This is a genomic window from Kineococcus anabasis (genome assembly GCF_054590795.1).
The window spans coordinates 16,562-30,982 of record NZ_BAAIHU010000011.1 but is presented as its reverse complement, the minus strand read 5'-3'; the positions used below and the strand labels follow the sequence as shown (position 1 = coordinate 30,982).

16 protein-coding genes are annotated in these 14,421 nt (G+C 76.8%); 9 read left to right on the top strand and 7 right to left on the bottom strand.

Going from position 1 to position 14,421, the window contains the following annotated elements; translation table 11 throughout:
• Nucleotides 1-22: 22 nt before the first annotated feature.
• The 6 genes from ACYQBY_RS17780 to ACYQBY_RS17755 all read right to left on the bottom strand — a co-directional run bounded on the left by ACYQBY_RS17780 (nt 23) and on the right by ACYQBY_RS17755 (nt 4,573).
• Nucleotides 23-1,246, bottom strand: a complete 1,224-nt coding sequence (locus ACYQBY_RS17780; RefSeq protein WP_459645223.1) for a glutathionylspermidine synthase family protein — start codon at nt 1,244-1,246, stop codon at nt 23-25.
• Nucleotides 1,246-1,635, bottom strand: coding sequence for a hypothetical protein (locus ACYQBY_RS17775; protein WP_459645222.1), 390 nt, complete (start codon nt 1,633-1,635; stop codon nt 1,246-1,248). The genes ACYQBY_RS17780 and ACYQBY_RS17775 overlap by 1 nt, the downstream gene beginning before the upstream one ends.
• A gap of 175 nt (nt 1,636-1,810) precedes the next feature.
• Nucleotides 1,811-2,320: a nuclear transport factor 2 family protein gene (locus ACYQBY_RS17770; protein ID WP_459645221.1), complete on the bottom strand. Its 510-nt coding sequence runs from the start codon at nt 2,318-2,320 to the stop codon at nt 1,811-1,813.
• 88 nt (nt 2,321-2,408) lie between these two features.
• The gene (locus ACYQBY_RS17765) at nt 2,409-2,954 is read right to left on the bottom strand and encodes an NAD(P)H-dependent oxidoreductase (protein WP_459645220.1); all 546 of its coding nucleotides are present in this window, start codon (nt 2,952-2,954) and stop codon (nt 2,409-2,411) included.
• 70 nt (nt 2,955-3,024) lie between these two features.
• Nucleotides 3,025-3,618: a TetR/AcrR family transcriptional regulator gene (locus ACYQBY_RS17760; protein ID WP_459645219.1), complete on the bottom strand. Its 594-nt coding sequence runs from the start codon at nt 3,616-3,618 to the stop codon at nt 3,025-3,027.
• A gap of 52 nt (nt 3,619-3,670) precedes the next feature.
• On the bottom strand, nt 3,671-4,573 hold the full coding sequence (locus ACYQBY_RS17755) for a helix-turn-helix domain-containing protein (RefSeq protein WP_459645218.1): 903 nt from the start codon (nt 4,571-4,573) through the stop codon (nt 3,671-3,673).
• Between the two features lie 157 nt (nt 4,574-4,730).
• Between ACYQBY_RS17755 and ACYQBY_RS17750 the strand changes: the two genes are divergently transcribed.
• The 7 genes from ACYQBY_RS17750 to ACYQBY_RS17720 all read left to right on the top strand — a co-directional run bounded on the left by ACYQBY_RS17750 (nt 4,731) and on the right by ACYQBY_RS17720 (nt 11,898).
• Complete coding sequence (locus ACYQBY_RS17750; protein ID WP_459645217.1) at nt 4,731-5,018, top strand: DUF1330 domain-containing protein; 288 nt, start codon at nt 4,731-4,733, stop codon at nt 5,016-5,018.
• 13 nt (nt 5,019-5,031) lie between these two features.
• Entirely contained in the window at nt 5,032-6,126 is a 1,095-nt protein-coding gene (locus ACYQBY_RS17745; protein ID WP_459645216.1) for a saccharopine dehydrogenase NADP-binding domain-containing protein, read from the top strand.
• A 99-nt stretch (nt 6,127-6,225) separates the two neighbouring features.
• The gene (locus tag ACYQBY_RS17740) at nt 6,226-7,539 is read left to right on the top strand and encodes an extracellular solute-binding protein (protein WP_459645215.1); all 1,314 of its coding nucleotides are present in this window, start codon (nt 6,226-6,228) and stop codon (nt 7,537-7,539) included.
• Nucleotides 7,536-8,699 (top strand): diguanylate cyclase domain-containing protein, encoded by a 1,164-nt coding sequence (locus ACYQBY_RS17735; RefSeq protein ID WP_459645214.1) that lies wholly within the window; start codon nt 7,536-7,538, stop codon nt 8,697-8,699. Before ACYQBY_RS17740 ends, ACYQBY_RS17735 begins: the two co-directional genes overlap by 4 nt.
• 86 nt (nt 8,700-8,785) lie before the next feature.
• The gene (locus ACYQBY_RS17730) at nt 8,786-10,003 is read left to right on the top strand and encodes a sensor histidine kinase (RefSeq protein ID WP_459645213.1); all 1,218 of its coding nucleotides are present in this window, start codon (nt 8,786-8,788) and stop codon (nt 10,001-10,003) included.
• Entirely contained in the window at nt 10,000-10,692 is a 693-nt protein-coding gene (locus tag ACYQBY_RS17725; RefSeq protein WP_459645212.1) for a response regulator, read from the top strand. The genes ACYQBY_RS17730 and ACYQBY_RS17725 overlap by 4 nt, the downstream gene beginning before the upstream one ends.
• 78 nt (nt 10,693-10,770) lie before the next feature.
• Nucleotides 10,771-11,898, top strand: coding sequence for an alpha/beta hydrolase (locus tag ACYQBY_RS17720; protein WP_459645211.1), 1,128 nt, complete (start codon nt 10,771-10,773; stop codon nt 11,896-11,898).
• Nucleotides 11,899-11,931: 33 nt separating this feature from the next.
• On the opposite strand, the gene ACYQBY_RS17715 is transcribed toward ACYQBY_RS17720, so the two are convergent.
• A complete protein-coding gene (locus tag ACYQBY_RS17715; protein ID WP_459645210.1) occupies nt 11,932-12,351 on the bottom strand; it encodes a hypothetical protein in 420 nt (139 codons plus the stop codon).
• A gap of 126 nt (nt 12,352-12,477) precedes the next feature.
• Here ACYQBY_RS17715 and ACYQBY_RS17710 point away from each other — a divergent pair, with 126 nt between their 5' ends.
• The gene (locus ACYQBY_RS17710) at nt 12,478-13,827 is read left to right on the top strand and encodes an acetyltransferase (RefSeq protein WP_459645209.1); all 1,350 of its coding nucleotides are present in this window, start codon (nt 12,478-12,480) and stop codon (nt 13,825-13,827) included.
• Nucleotides 13,824-14,420: a hypothetical protein gene (locus ACYQBY_RS17705; RefSeq protein ID WP_459645208.1), complete on the top strand. Its 597-nt coding sequence runs from the start codon at nt 13,824-13,826 to the stop codon at nt 14,418-14,420. The genes ACYQBY_RS17710 and ACYQBY_RS17705 overlap by 4 nt, the downstream gene beginning before the upstream one ends.
• Nucleotide 14,421: the final 1 nt, after the last annotated feature.

Genomic DNA, 14,421 nt, shown 5'->3' with positions numbered 1-14,421 from the left:
GTCGGGGTCGGTCCCGGTCGGTTCAGGTGCCGAGCCAGGCGCTGACCTGCTCGGGCGTGGAGCGGGGGGCGTCCAGGTGGTGCGGGACGAACCTCGCGGACAGGTCCGTGATGCGGGAGGTGGACTCCCGCACCCCGATCCCGGCGGCGTGGCCGCCCACGACCCAGCTGCCGACGACGGCGTGGTTGCCGTCCAGGACCGGTAGCTCGGTGTAGCGCTGGTGGACGAGGTGCTGACCGCGGGTGTGCCGCGCGGGGGTCTCCTCGACCCTCCCGCCGGTCACGATGCGGACCCCCGCACCCTCCCAGCCGAAGACGGGTTTGCTGACGTAGCCGTGCCGTGCCTCCGCCGAACCCGGAGCCGGTTCCTCCAGCCAGGCGGGCAGCAGCATGGGGTGGCCCGGGAACTCCTCCCACAGCGCCACGAGCAGCGTCTTGGAGGACAGCAGCATCTTCCACATCGGCTCGATCCACGCCACCCCCGCGGAGGGGTCGTCCAGCAGCGGGCCGAACCGCTCGGCGACCATCCACTCCCACGGGTAGAGCTTGAAGCAGACCTCGATGGGCTCCCCGTCGGTGTCGACGAAGCGGCGGGCCTCCTGCCACCAGCCGATGTCCTCCATGCGCAGGCCCTTGTCGCGGAACCCCGCCTCGCGCGCGGTGTCGCGCAGGTAGGCGACGGTGAGCCAGTCCTCCGTGGGTTCGGTCTGCCCGGCGGCGAAGTGCACGGTGCGGCCGGCGCGGCCGACGAGCTGCTGCTGCCAGCCCTGCACGAGCCGCTCGTGGATCATGTTGAACTGGTCGCGGTCGGGGTGGAGGTCCTCCAGCCAGTACCACTGCACCACGGAGGACTCCACCAGCGAGGTGGGCGTGTCCGCGTTGTACTCCAGCAGCAGCGGCGGGGCGCTGCCGTCGTAGGCGAGGTCGAGGCGCCCGTAGATCGAGGGGCCGCCGGCGTCGATGCTGCGGCGCAGCATGGGCACCGCGTGGGCGGGCAGCGCCAGGGAGGCCAGCAGCCGCTCGTCGGAGAGGATGCGCCGCGCCGCGGTGAGCGACATCGCGTGCAGTTCCTCGGTGGCCGCCTCCAGCACGTCCGCCTCGTCCCCGGTGAAGACGTAGGTGGCGCTCTCGTCCCAGTAGGGCCGCGGGACGCCGGAGCCCTCGTCCCGGCCGACCGCGTACGCCAGGCCCTGCGACTCCACCGTGCGGCGCCAGTCCGGGCGCGGGGAGGAGGCGAGGCGGCGCATCAGCCGCCCACGCTGTCGCCGCTGCCCCCGCCGAGGCCGCCGCGGGAGATGGTGGCGCCCTTGGCCGGGACGCCGCCGCGCACCACCTTCGCGTTGCCCGGCGGCATCATGGTGCCGCCGCTGACCCGCTGCCCGATGGCCGGGGCGAAGGAGCCGCGCGAGAAGAAGAACCAGCCGAAACCGCCGACGTAGCCGCCGCGGTCGTCGTCGTCGTCGCACCGGTCGTCGTCGACGCGCTCCTGCGTCTCCTCGTCGACGCAGACGGCCGCGTAGTCGGGGTCCTCCTCCTCGGAGTCGCCGCACGCCGCCAGCGACGTGGCGACGAGCACCCCCGTCACCGACAGCGTCACCATCCGCGAGCGCCGCCGCACCGGCCGATCCGCTCCCACCCCGCACCTCTTCCCGCCACCGCGCGGTGGCCGCCGCTCTGCCTACCGGCTCCCGGCGGTGGGTGTCCAGTCGCCGCCCCGGACGGTGCTCCGCAGGAGTGGGACCACCACCGCCCCCCCGGGGAGCGGTGGTGGTCCGGTGCGCGGTGCCGCCGGTGGCCCGGCCGGGCGGGCCTCAGATCTGCGGGTTCCCGTTGACGGTGCTGTCGGCGATGGGCTGCAGGACGTCCCAGTGCTCGACGATCCTGCCCTCCCGGTTGAACCGGAAGGTGTCGCTGACGGCGGTGCCGCGGTCCTGCGGGGAGGTGCGGAAGAGGGTCTGCACCACCACGAGGTCGTCCTGCGCGACGGTGCGCCGCACGGTCACCGAGGACTGCGGGAACTGCGCCACGAAGTGCGAGATGCCCTCGATGAAGGCGTCGCGGCCGTTGCCGTACAGCGGGTTGTGCTGGACGTAGGTGTGCGGGTCGATGTACCGCAGCGCGGCGGTGCGCGGGTCGTGGTCGCTGAAGGCCCCCACGAGCAGGGCGACGGCCGCCTCGGTGTTGGCCCTCTCCCGGGTGGCGGGGCCGCGCCGCCCGGGCCGCCGGGCGGGGGTGGCGGCCGTGGCGGCGGTGGGGGCGGCGATCACGCCGGCGGCCCCGGCGAGCAGTGCGGTGCTGACGGAACGGCGGGTGGTGGACATGTCGGCTCCTCGGGTTCCTCGGTCGGTCTTGCAGGGGTCGGTGCAGGGGGGTCGGTGCGGGGGGTCGTGCGGGGGTCGGTGCGGGGCCTCAGGCGGCGAGGGCGGGCTGCTCGTCGAGGAGCGCGGCGTAGTCCGCGACGTGCCGGGCCAGCTGCTCGTCGGTCAGCCACCGGGTGCCGTGCAGGACGAGCGGGGCGGCCCAGCGCATGCCGGTGAACTCCGCCGTGGCGCTGAGCGGGGAGAGCAGGTCGTCCAGGGAGCGCGTGGCGCGCCCGCCGGGGGAGTAGTCCGCGGCGGGCATGCCCGTGGACAGGACGGCGTGCAGGGTCTTGCCCTGCAGCGCGTCCCCGCCCGGGCCGTAGGCGAAGCCGAAGGCGAGGGAGGTGTCGATCCACTGCTTGAGCAGGGCGGGGACGCCGAACCAGTGGACGGGGAACTGCAGGACGACGCGCTCGTGCGCCCGCAGCAGCTCCTTCTCGGTCTCCACGTCCGGGCCGCCCCGCGGGGCGAGGGCGCCGAGGTCGTGGACGGTGACGCCGGGGTGCGCGGCGGCCTCGTCGGCGAGCGCGCGGTGGACGCGGGAGGTGGCGAGGTCGGGGTGGCCGACGACGACGAGGGTGTGGGGAACGGACACGGGATCCTCCTGTACAGAAAGGTCTGTCTGATGACGGTGGGGCTCGGCGCAGGTGGGAGGGGTCGGGGGTTCAGCGGGGGGAGCAGGCCGCGTCGACGAGCGAGGCCGCGGCGCGCGCCGCGGAGGCGGCGAGCGCGGAGGGGTCCTCCTCGAAGCGCCCGCCGACGAGCGCGCCGTCGACGAGCAGGGTGAGCTGGCGGGCGAGGACCTCCGGCTCGCGGGCCCCGGCGGCCGCGGCGAGGTCGCGCACCCAGTTCCGGACGGTGGCCTTGTGGGCCGTCGCCACGGCGTGCGGCGCACTGCCCGGCTCGCTCTCCGACATGGCGTTCACGAAGGCGCACCCGCGGAAGCCGTGGAACGCGCAGGCCGCGGACACGGCGTCGAAGATGCCGAGGAGCTGCGCGCGCGGGTCCCCGCCGGCCGCGGCCGCCGCGGCGTGCAGGCGGCCGGACCAGAACTCGTCGCGGCGGCGCAGGTACTCCGCCGCGAGCTCGTCCTTGGAGGGGAAGTGCGCGTACAGGGTCGCCTTGGCCACGCCGGACTCGGCGATGATCCGGTCGATGCCCACGCCCCGCAGGCCGTGCTCGTAGAAGAGCTCCGAGGCGGTCGCGAGGATCCGCTCGCGCGGTGCCCGGGTGGGCTGCGGGGTGCTCTGCCGTGCCATGACACCTCCTCGGGTGGCGGTGCCCGAACTCTGGCAGACAGATCTGTCTAGGTCAACCCCGGTCGCCGGCCCACGCGCCGGCACCGGGGGCCCGCGCCGCACCGCCCGCGTGCACCAGCCCCGCCAGCAGCTGCAGCGCGGCGGCCGAGGCGGAGCCCGGCGCGGCCGTCGCCGTCACGAGCGCGCACTCGGCGGCGTACAGCGGCCGCAGCGTCTGCTGGGTCACCGTCAGCGTCCCCACCAGCGGGTGGCGCAGGTCGTACGTCGCGACGTCGCAGGCACGCACCCGGTGGTCCGCCCACAGCCGCGCGAACTCCGCGCTGCGCATCGTCAGCTCCCCGATGAGGGAGGCGAGCACCGGGTCGTCCGGGTGGTTGCCCACCACCAGCCGCAGGTGCTCCACGACCGCACGCGCCTTCCCCGGCCAGTCGGCGTACAGCTCGCGCACGTGCGGGTCCAGGAACACCAGCCGCGCCGTGTTCGGCCGCTCCGCCGGCCGCGAGGAGCTCGCGCGGTCCAGGTGACCGGCGAACAGCGCGTGCCCCATCGCGTTCCACGCCAGCACGTCCCCCCGCCGGCCCGTCACGACCGCCGGCACGTCCCCGACCGCCCCCAGCAGCTCCAGCAGGGCCGGCGGGCACTGCTCCGCCGGCGGGCGGCGGGCGGGCCGGCGGGCGGGCCGGCGCGCCAGGGCGTGCAGGTGGGCGTGCTCGTCGGGACGCAGCCGCAGCGCGCGCGCCAGGGCGTCGAGCACCTCGGGGGAGGCGTTGCGCGACTCCCCCTGCTCCAGCCGCCGGTAGTACGAGGCGCTGACCCCGGCGAGCTGGGCCACCTCCTCCCGGCGCAGGCCCGGCACCCGCCGGCGCTCGCCGTACGTCGCCACCCCCGCGTCCTCGGGCCGCAGCTGCGCACGGCGCGCGGTCAGGAAGGACCCCAGCTCCTCGGTCGCCTGCATGACGGGAGTATGCGCGCCCCGCCCGCGGCGCAGCCTGCCCCTGCCGGGGGTACCCGCACGCCGGTGTGGCTGCCGGGCGCGGACGGCGGCAGTGTCTGCGCCGCACCCCGAACCCACCGGCCGGCGCACCCGCCGGCCCCTCCGGAAGGAGCTCCCCGTGAGCGCCTACATGGTCATCGACATCACCCCCACCGACGCCCGGCGGATGGGCGAGTACACCGCCGGCGCCCTGCCGGTCCTGGAGCGCCACGGCGGCCGGGTCGTCGCGTTCGACCCGCAGGTCCTGCCGCTGGAGGGCGGCTGGAACCCGGCGCAGGTCATCCTCGTGGAGTTCGACAGCAAGGAGGCCATCGAGGCCTACCTCGGTTCCGAGGAGTACGCGCCGTGGAAGGCCGTGCGGCAGGCCGCCTCCGTGGGCCGCTCCGTCGCGGTCGCCGGGTTCTGAGGGCGTGCCGGGCATGAGGCTCGCCGTCGGCGGCGCCACGGGTTTCGCCGGGCGCCTCGTCACCGCCGAGGCCGTGCGCCGCGGCTTCGACGTCGTCCTCGTCGGCCGCGACCACGGCCGGCTGCTGGCGGCGGCGCGCACCGCGGGCCTCGGCCCGGACGCGGTGCGGGTCGCGGCACCCGGCGACCACGACGCGCTCGTCGCGGCGCTGCGCGGTGCCGACGCCGTCGTGAACTGCGTCAGCCCCTTCGCGCTGTTCGCCGAGCCCGTCCTGCGCGCCGCGATCGACGCCGGCGTGCACCACGTGGACATCTCCGGGGAGGAGGCGTGGATCCGGCGGGTGCTCGACACCTGGGCCGCGCCCGCCGCGGCCGCCGGGGTCGTGGTCCTGCCCGCGGCGAACAACGACTGCCTGACCGGGGACCTGCTCGGGTCCCTCGTCGCCGAGGGCCTGGGGGAGCTGGAGACCGTCAGCGTCGCCTTCGACGCCCGGGACGCCGAGGGCTCCCGCGGCACCGTGCTCATGGCCCTCACCCACGCGGGGACGTTCCGCACCGGCGGCTCCGCCTGGGACGGCACCGGCTACGTGACGGGCACCCCCGCCCGCCGCCGGGCGGTGCGCTGGCCCGGCGGCGCGGAGGAGACGCCCGTGGTGAGGTTCGCCCTGCCGCCCGCCGTGACCATCCCCCGGCACGTGCGGACCCGGCACGCCGAGGGCCTGGCGACCCCGGAGATCCAGCACTTCTTCTCCGCGGCGACGCAGGAGCTCGTCGACGCCATGCCGCTGCGCGGGGGACCGGACCCGCAGGCGCGTGCCCGGGCGCGGTTCTCCCTCGTCGTCGACGCCACGGCCGTGGACGGGCGCAGGCGCCGCGCGGAGCTGACCGCCCGCGACATGTACGGCACCACCGCCGTGATCGCGGTGGAGGCGGCGCGGGTGCTCGCGGCCGGTGCGGCCTCGGGGGCGGTGCCGCCCGGGGCGTGGTCGCCCGCGCAGGTGCTCGACCCCGCGGGCTTCCTCGGCTCCCTCGCCCCGCACGGGGTGTCCTGGTCCCTCGAGGACGTCCCGGCGGACGTCCCGTCGGACCTGCCGGTGGCGGCCGGCTGACCACCGGGCCCGCGGGCTGCCTCCCCCGCCCGCGGGCCCGGTCCGGGCGGGCCCCGCAGAGGTGTTCAGCCGGGATCCCGGCGTGCCGATGGTCTGCACATGACCGGACACGGGACGACCAGGCGCGCCACCCTGAGGGGAGCGGCGCTGCTCGCGTGCGCAGCCCTCGGGCTGACCTCGTGCGGGGGCGAGGAGCCCGCGGCGGCTCCCGGTCCGGTGACGCTGGAGTTCTGGTACATGCCCGACGGTGCCCACCCCGGCAAGGCCATCGGCCGCGAGGCCGAGCTGTTCGAGCAGGCCAACCCCGGTGTCCGCGTCGAGCTGGTGCAGGTCCCGTGGGAGGAGGCCCTCACCCGGCTGACCACCGCGGCCGCCAGCGGTGAGGGCCCCGACGCCACGCAGGTCGGCTCCACGTGGGTCGCCGGCCTCGCCGCGCAGGACGCCTTCCGCCCCGTCTCCGACGCCGACCTCGCCGCCGTGGGCGGCCGGGACGCGTTCCTGGACGCCTCCTGGCACTCCACCCAGCCGCTCGGTGCCGAGCGCCCCGTGGCGGTGCCGTGGCTCGTGGACACCCGCGTGCTCTTCTACCGCACCGACGTCCTCGCGGCCGCCGGCCTCGACCCCGCCACCGCCTTCGCGACCTTCGAGTCGTTCGAGGCGACGCTGACACGCCTGCAGGAGCACACGGGCAAGCGCCCCCTTGGCTTCCCCGGGGTCAACGACTGGAACGTCGTGCACAACGCCGCCCCGTGGGTCTACAGCTCCGGCGGCAACATCCTCGACGCCTCCGGCCGCGCCGTGCAGGAGCAGGGCACCCTCGACGGCATCCACCGGATGCAGCGCCTCGTCGGCACCTTCGGCGACCAGGACATCCTCAACCGCACGGACAGCGACGCCAAGGACGGCTTCGCCCGCGGCGACTACCCCCTCATTATCTCCGGGCCGTACACGGTGCCGGTCCTCGCCGACGAGGCCACCGCGCCTGTCGTGCGCGAGAACTGGTCCACCGCGGAGCTGCCCGCCGGCCCCGCCGGGCGCATCGGCTTCCTCGGCGGCAGCAACCTCGCGGTCTCCGCGCACGCGGAGCACCCCGCGGAGGCGCTGCGGTGGATCACGTGGCTGTCCTCCCCCGAGAGCCAGCGCCGGATGACCGCCTCCGGTGGTCTGCTGCCCGCGGTCCGCGCGGCCGTGACCGCCTCGGACCCCAGGACCGCCGCGATCGCCGCCGCCGCCGAGCACGGCCGCCAGTACCCGCCGGCGTCCCGGTGGATCGACGTCGAGGCGCAGCTCCAGCACGACCTCAGCAACCTGTGGGGCGAGGTCATGCAGACCGGTGGGCCCCTGCCCCACGAGCGGGTCGCGGAGCTCGTCACCGCGTCCGCCCAGCAGGTCGGGGAGCTGACCGCGCCATGATGCCCCGGTTCCGCAGCGAGGCGCGGAGCCCGCGCCCGCCGCGGAGCTGGCGCACCCACGCCGTCCTCGTCGCCCTCGTGCTCGCCGCGGTGGGCTACGTCAACATCACCCTGCACGAGCGCGCCGACGGCAGCGCCCGCATGGTGACCCAGATCGCCACGCTGCGGGGGATGCTCAGCAACGAGCGCGACCTGCAGTGGCGCGCCCTGGCCCGGGACAAGTCCTCCCTGGAGGTCGCCCGGCGGCTCGGCGACGCGCGCAAGGAGGAACGGCGCCTCATCGACGGGCTGGTGTCCTCCGGGATCGGCGACCTGACGAGCCTGCGCGGCCACGTCGAGGAGTACCACGAGGCGCTCAACCAGGAGCTCGCCCACATCACGCTGAACCGCACGGACCAGGCGCGCAAGGCCGAGGAGGACCGCACCACCCCGGCCTACGAGCGTCTCGACGACCTGCTGCTCACCGCCTCCGACAGCGCGACGTCGTCGTCGGAGCAGGCGCACCGCACGGCCCACGTCACGCTCGCCGCGGCGCTGGCCACCGTCACCCTGCTCCTGGCCGGGCTGCTGCGCGGCAACGCGGCGGCGCACCGGGACGCGCAGCGGGCCGCGGACGCCCTGCTGGCGCAGGAGCGGGCGGGCAAGGCCGCGCTGGAGCGGGAGCAGGAACTGGTGCGCCACCAGGCGACGCACGACCCGCTCACCGGGCTGCCGAACCGCCTCGCCTTCACCGAGGCCGTGCGCGGGCTGCAGCAGGAGGACGGCCCGGTCGCCGTCCTCTACGTCGACCTCGACGGGTTCAAGGCCGTCAACGACGGTTTCGGCCACGCCGCGGGCGACGAGGTGCTGCGCGCGGTGGCCTCCCGCCTGCGCGCGGTGGTACGTCCCGGCGAGCTCGCCGTGCGCCTCGGCGGCGATGAGTTCGCGGTCCTGGCGCGGGTGGCCGACGCCGCGGCGGGGGACGACCTGGCGCGGCGCCTGAGCGCCGCGCTGGAGGACCCGCCCGTGGTCGTCGGCGCCGCTCCACCGGTGGGCGGCAGCGTCGGGCACGTCGTCGGCAGCGGCCGGGACATGGACGACCTGCTGCGCCGCGCGGACGCGGAGATGTACGCGACCAAGTCCACGCGCCGACGCGCGGCGCTCCAGATCGCCGCGGTGTAGCCGCTCCCGCCAGGGGCGGTCGCGCCCGCCCCTGGTGCCCGCCCGCCGGTGCACGCCACGATGCCCCGGTGGGGCGGCGAGGGGCGGTGGGGACCCGGGGTGCGGCACCGGCGCGGGCCGCCGGTGCCCTGCCGTGGCTCCTGCTGTGCCTCGCCGGCGGCGGCCTCGTCCTGCTGGGCACCTCCATGCTGCGGCCCGGTGACGGTGAGCGGCCTCTCGACGCGGCGGGGTACGGCCTGGTCGCACTGGCCTGCGCGGCGCTCGCCGCGGCCCGGTGGCGTCCGGTCGCCGCGGCCGCCGTCGTGGTCCTCGCGGTGCTGGCGCACGCGGCGCGGCAGCACCCCGAGGGGCCGGTGCTGCTCGTCCCGCTGGCGGTCCCGGTGATCCTGGCGTGGCGACGGCGGCGGCGCGCCGCGTACGCCGTGGCCGTGGTGACCACGGGCGTCGTGGTGGGTGCCGGCGCGCTGCTCGACGGCGGGGTGGGGGCCCTCGACGTCGCGTTCGCCGGCTGGGCGGCCGCCGCGGTCCTCGGCGCGGACGCCGCTCGTGGGGCCCGGGAGCGCACTGCCGCCCGGCAGGCGCGCGAGGAGCTGCTGGCCCGGGCGCGGGAGCTGCAGGAGCGGCGCCGGCTGGCGGAGGAACGCCTGCAGCTGGCCCGCGACCTGCACGACACCGTGGGGCACGCCATGGCCACCATCACCGTGCAGGCGGCGGTCGCCGCGCGCGCCCTGCCGGCCAGGCCGGAGGTGGCCAGGGAGGCGCTGGAGTCGGTGCGCGCGGTCAGCTCCACGGTCCTCGACGAGCTCGGCGCTCTCGTGCGGGTGCTGCGCGACGGCCCGGCGGCCTCACCCCTGGACCCGGCTCCCGGACTGGTGGACCTGCCGGAGCTGGCGCTGGCGGCCGAGCAGGCCGGGACCCGGGTGGAACTGCACGTGGCGCCGCTGCCCGGTCCGGTCCCCGGATCGGTGCAGCTCGCGGTGTACCGGGTCGTGCAGGAGTCGCTGACGAACGTGTCACGGCACGCGCCGGGCGCCCGGGCGCGGGTCGCGGTCGCGCCGTTCGACACCGCGGGGTTGTGGGTGGCCGTCGTGGACGACGGTCCCGCCCCGGGCGCCGCCCCGGGCGCCGCCCGCGGCCCGGGGGCGGGGGTCCGGGGCATGCGGGAACGGGCGGAGGCCACCGGCGGGGTGCTGTCCGCCGGCCCGCGGGCGGGCGGGGGTTTCGAGGTCACCGCGTGCTGGCCCGCGGCGGTCGCGGCTGCGGGTGCCCCCGCCCCGGTGCCCCCGGACGGGGGCGGCCGGTGATCCGCGTGGTCCTCGCGGACGACCAGCACCTCGTCCGCGCCGGTTTCCGCGCGCTGCTGGGGGCGGAGGAGGACATCGACGTCGTCGGCGAGGCGGGCGACGGGGCCGCGGCCGTGGCCCTGGCCGTCGCGACCCGCCCGGACGTGGTGCTCGTGGACGTGCGGATGCCCGGGGTGGACGGCATCGAGGCCACCCGGCGGATCTGCGCGGACGAGCGGCTGGCCGGTGTGCGGGTCGTCGTCCTGACCACCTTCGACCTCGACGAGTACGTGTTCGCGGCGCTGCGGGCGGGGGCGGCGGGTTTCCTGGTCAAGCACACCCACCCCGACGAGCTCGTGCGCGCCGTGCGGGTGGTGGCTGCCGGTGAGGCGCTGCTGTCGCCGGGGGTCACCCGGCGGCTCGTGGCGGAGTTCACCGCGCGCACCGGTGCCCCGGTCGCGGCGCCGGCCTCCACGGCGGCGGTGGCGGTGGCGGTGGCGGTGGCGGACCTGACGGTGCGGGAGCGCGAGGTGGTCGTCCGCGTGGCGCAGGGGCTGTCCAACGACGAGATCGCGCGGGAGTTCGTGGTCAGCCCGGCCACCGTGCGGACCCACGTCAGCCGCGCGATGGCGAAGCTCGCCGCCCGCGACCGCGCGCAGCTCGTGGTCCTGGCGTACACCTCCGGGCTGGTGCGCCCGCCCGTGCCGTGAGGCGGCTGCACGTCGTGCGTACCGGCATCTCCACACCAGGCCGACGACGCCGGGCGGACGCGCCCGGAGGCTGGGCGCATGACGAGAAACCCCACCCGCTCCCGCGCGCTCCTGGCGGCGGCCCTCGCGTTCACCGCCCTGCCTGCGGTCCCCGCCGCCGGTGCACCCGGTGAGCACCGGCCGGCGCGCGGGGTCGTGCTCCTGGACGCGCACGCCGACAGCCCCAGCGGTGCCCGGTGCCGCGCCTACTCCTTCCCCGTCGCCGTCCTCGGCGCACGGCACCGCGTGTACGGGGAGCTGTGCACGCGCGGCCGCCGCACCTCCCGGACCCCGGTGCAGGTTCTGCTCCACGGGGGGACCTACGACCACGCGTACTGGGACTGGCCCCACCGGCCGCGCACCCACTCCTACGTCGACCACGCGACCCGCGCCGGGTACGCCACCCTGAACCTCGACCGCCTGGGGTACGGCCGCAGCGACCGTCCCGACGGGCGGCGGTTGGACTTCGCGGTGGGAGCCGCCGCCGTGCACCAGGTGGTGGAACACCTGCGCGCCGGGGCGCTGGGCCCGCGGGCGGGCACGGTCGTGCTGAACGGGCACTCGATGGGCGGGCTGGTGGCCGAGCGGGCCGCCGCGCTCGGCGGGGTGGACGCCGTGGTCGTCAGCGGCATCCCGGCGCGGCGGGGCGCCGGTGGGGCGGGGCCGGACGGGGACGGGCCGGGCGGGGACGGGCCGGCCGATCCGCTGTTCCCCTTCCACCCCGCGCAGCAGGACCCGAAGTTCGCCGCCGAGCCGTGGGCGGCGCACTACCTCACGACCCGGCCGGGAACCCGGGCCGGGGTGTTCCTCGCCGAGGGCACCCACGACCCGGCGGTCGTGCCGCTGGAGGAGGCCGCCAAGGACACGCTCGCCGTCGCGGAACTGCTCGCGGTGCGCCCCGGGCCGGGGACCGGACCCGGTGCGGAACCCGGGCCGGTGCCGCCGCCGCGGGCTGAGGTCCCCACCGCGTACGCCGTGGGCGAGCACGACACCCTCGCCTGTGGCGGCACGGCGTGCACCGGCGGCGCCGACCTGGTCGTGCGCCGTGCCGGCCACTCGGTCAACGTGAGCCACGGCGCCCCGGAGTTCTACCGCTGGACGTCCACCTGGCTGCGGTCCGCCGGGGCGGGGCCCGCAGCACGGCCGCAGCCCTGCGCGGGAGGGTGAGGCCTCGCGGGGCGCAGCCCTCCGCCTCCCCGTTCAGGCCGGGTCGTCCACCGACCCCGCCACGGCGCGGGCGATGACCTCCTCGGCCGCGTCGAGCCCGGAGTGCTCGTGCTCGGCGTGCTGGTGGACCTGCTGCTCGATCCAGCGCATGTGCAGCTCCCACGCCGACTGCCTGCTGGTGCCGAGGGCCTGGCCGATCTGCGCCCACGTCGCGCCGTGGCTGCGGGCGGTGCGGACCGCGAGCTGCTGCCCGTACCCGGCCTTGCGGGCGATCACCTCGCCCAGTGCGAGGAGTTCCAGCGCCTCCTCGCGGTCCAGGGGGTCCGGGACGCCGTCGCGCTCCCCGAGGGGGTCGGCGCCCTCGACGAGGGAGTCCCGGGCGCGCAGGACCTCGTAGCGTGCGACGGCCGCCCGCAGGCTGACCGCTCTCTCCAGTTCGTCGGCGGTGACCACGCTTCCAGCGTGCTCGTCAGGATCACCTGACGTCAAGGCGCTCTTCACCGCGGGGGGATGGACACCGCGCACCACCTGCGCAACTCTGTGGTGACCGTTGGCGACCCTTGGTGATTGGAGCGGCTCATGCGGCGTCGGTGGTGGCGAGCGCGGCTCGCCGGGGTGGCGGTCTCCTCCTGCGCGGTGGCCGCGGCGCTGACCGTTCCCGCGGGCGCGGACGAGAAGGGCGCCACCTGTTCGCCCACACCCGAGCGGCGGCCGGTCTGCGACACCGGCGGGGGGATCGCCACGGCCGCGTTCGTCGACCCCTCCGCCACGGTCTCCCGCCCGGCCGCCGTCCACCTCGGCGAGCACGTCTACGTCGGCCCCTTCGCCGCGGTCCGCGGTGGCCGCGCGAACCTCCTCGTGGGCGCCGAGTCGAACCTGCAGGACAACGTCACCGTCGACACCGCCCCGTTCTCCGACGCCCCCCGCTCCCAGGCCCTCCTGCGGGTCGGGCTGCGGCCGGGCAGCGGCGTGGAGACCGGCGAGCGCGTCATCCTCGCCCACGGCTCCTCCGTCCGCGGCCCCGCCCGCATCGGTGTCGGTCCGGAGATCGAGGTCCCCGACGGCGAGGGCGGCCGCACCGGCGACTCCGGGGTGTTCGTCAGCTTCGGCGCGATGGTCGACGGCGCGGTCCTCGAACGGGACAGCGGGGTGTCGGCGCTCGCGCGCGTCGGTCCCGGGGTCCGGCTGCGCTCCGGGTTCATCGTGCTGCCCGGAAAGGACGTGCGCACCCAGGCCGAGGCCGACGACCCCGCCCTGGGCAAGGTGCGCCCCATCACCCGGGCCGACCGGGAGTTCAACGCCGGCGTGGTCGAGGTGAACGTCGGCCTGGCCCGCGAGTACTCCCGGATGGCGGGGGATTCCCCCGCCGACGTCCGGGGCATCGGCCCCGACCCGGGCGGAAACCCCTTCGACCGCTCCCGCGACCTGCCCACCGTGGAGTCGGCGCTGTGCACCGGCCCGCAGGTGCGCGACCCGGGGTTCCGCAACCGCATCATCGGCGACGTCTGCTTCGAGGACAGCGCCGCGCAGCTCGACCGCGTGATGGGCGAGCGGATCTCCCTGCGCGCCGACGAGGGTGGCCCGTTCGGGGTCGGGAACGTTGAGCGCATGGGCGACCGGGTGACCTTCCACGCCCTGGAGGGCAGCGACCTGCACGTCGGCAACCGCGTCCGCTACGGGCAGGGCGTCATCGTCCACGGCGGCGGGCGCCCCCAGGTCGACCCGACCACGGGTCTCGCCGCCCCCACCGTCATCGGCAACGACGTCGTCCTGCGCGACGGCTCGGTGGTGTTCCGCTCGTTCGTCGCCAACGACTCCGAGATCGGGACCCGCAGCGCCGTCGTGGGCAGCGAGCTCGCGCAGGGTCAGCGCATCCCCGACCGCACCATCTACGCCAACGGTTCCGTCTTCGGCGCCGTGGAGTGGTGAGGCCCCCCGCCCTCGGGCGCCGGGGTGCCGCGGGCCTGCCGGCCGGGCTGGTCCTCGCCGGGCTGCTCGCCGCCGGGTGCGCCTCGGAGCCGGCCGGGCCGGAGCGCCCCGCCGCACCCGCGACCGATGCCGCGGCGGCCGCTCACGCCCGCGCCGCGGCGGCCCCGCTGCCCGTCCCGGCCGGTTTCGCCGTGGCGCTGGAGCGCTCGCGGCGGGACGTGCCCGGCGGCCTCGTGGAGTGGCGCACCCGGTGGGTGCTGCGCTGGGAACCCGTGGCCGGCGCGGCGGGCTACGTCCTGCGGTTCAGCACCTCCGAGGGGCGCGGCGGGCGGGAGGAGGTGCTCGACGCCCCTCAGTTCTCCCTGGACGCCGCCGCGGGCACCAGCCCCGCCGCGCGCGTCGCGCAGGACGAGGCGGCGCAGCTGTCCCTCAGCGCGTTCCAGCTCCTGGTGTCCGTGGCGGCGCGCGACGCCGCCGGCACCGAGGGCGCCGCGTCCGCCTGGTACCGGGTGGGGGAGGTCCCGCCGGGCGGGGTCCCCGTGCCGAACACCGCGCCCGCCGGGCACTCCGAGGGGCACGCCGAGGGGCACTGAT

Bases quoted from the DNA above. Each gene is read 5' to 3' on its own strand.
- ACYQBY_RS17710 (WP_459645209.1), top strand. From the start codon at position 12,478: ATGCGGCGTCGGTGGTGGCGAGCGCGGCTCGCCGGGGTGGCGGTCTCC.
- ACYQBY_RS17745 (WP_459645216.1), top strand. From the start codon at position 5,032: ATGAGGCTCGCCGTCGGCGGCGCCACGGGTTTCGCCGGGCGCCTCGTC.
- ACYQBY_RS17735 (WP_459645214.1), top strand. From the start codon at position 7,536: ATGATGCCCCGGTTCCGCAGCGAGGCGCGGAGCCCGCGCCCGCCGCGG.
- ACYQBY_RS17755 (WP_459645218.1), bottom strand. From the start codon at position 4,573: ATGCAGGCGACCGAGGAGCTGGGGTCCTTCCTGACCGCGCGCCGTGCG.
- ACYQBY_RS17780 (WP_459645223.1), bottom strand. From the start codon at position 1,246: ATGCGCCGCCTCGCCTCCTCCCCGCGCCCGGACTGGCGCCGCACGGTG.
- ACYQBY_RS17760 (WP_459645219.1), bottom strand. From the start codon at position 3,618: ATGGCACGGCAGAGCACCCCGCAGCCCACCCGGGCACCGCGCGAGCGG.
- ACYQBY_RS17740 (WP_459645215.1), top strand. From the start codon at position 6,226: ATGACCGGACACGGGACGACCAGGCGCGCCACCCTGAGGGGAGCGGCG.
- ACYQBY_RS17770 (WP_459645221.1), bottom strand. From the start codon at position 2,320: ATGTCCACCACCCGCCGTTCCGTCAGCACCGCACTGCTCGCCGGGGCC.
- ACYQBY_RS17720 (WP_459645211.1), top strand. From the start codon at position 10,771: ATGACGAGAAACCCCACCCGCTCCCGCGCGCTCCTGGCGGCGGCCCTC.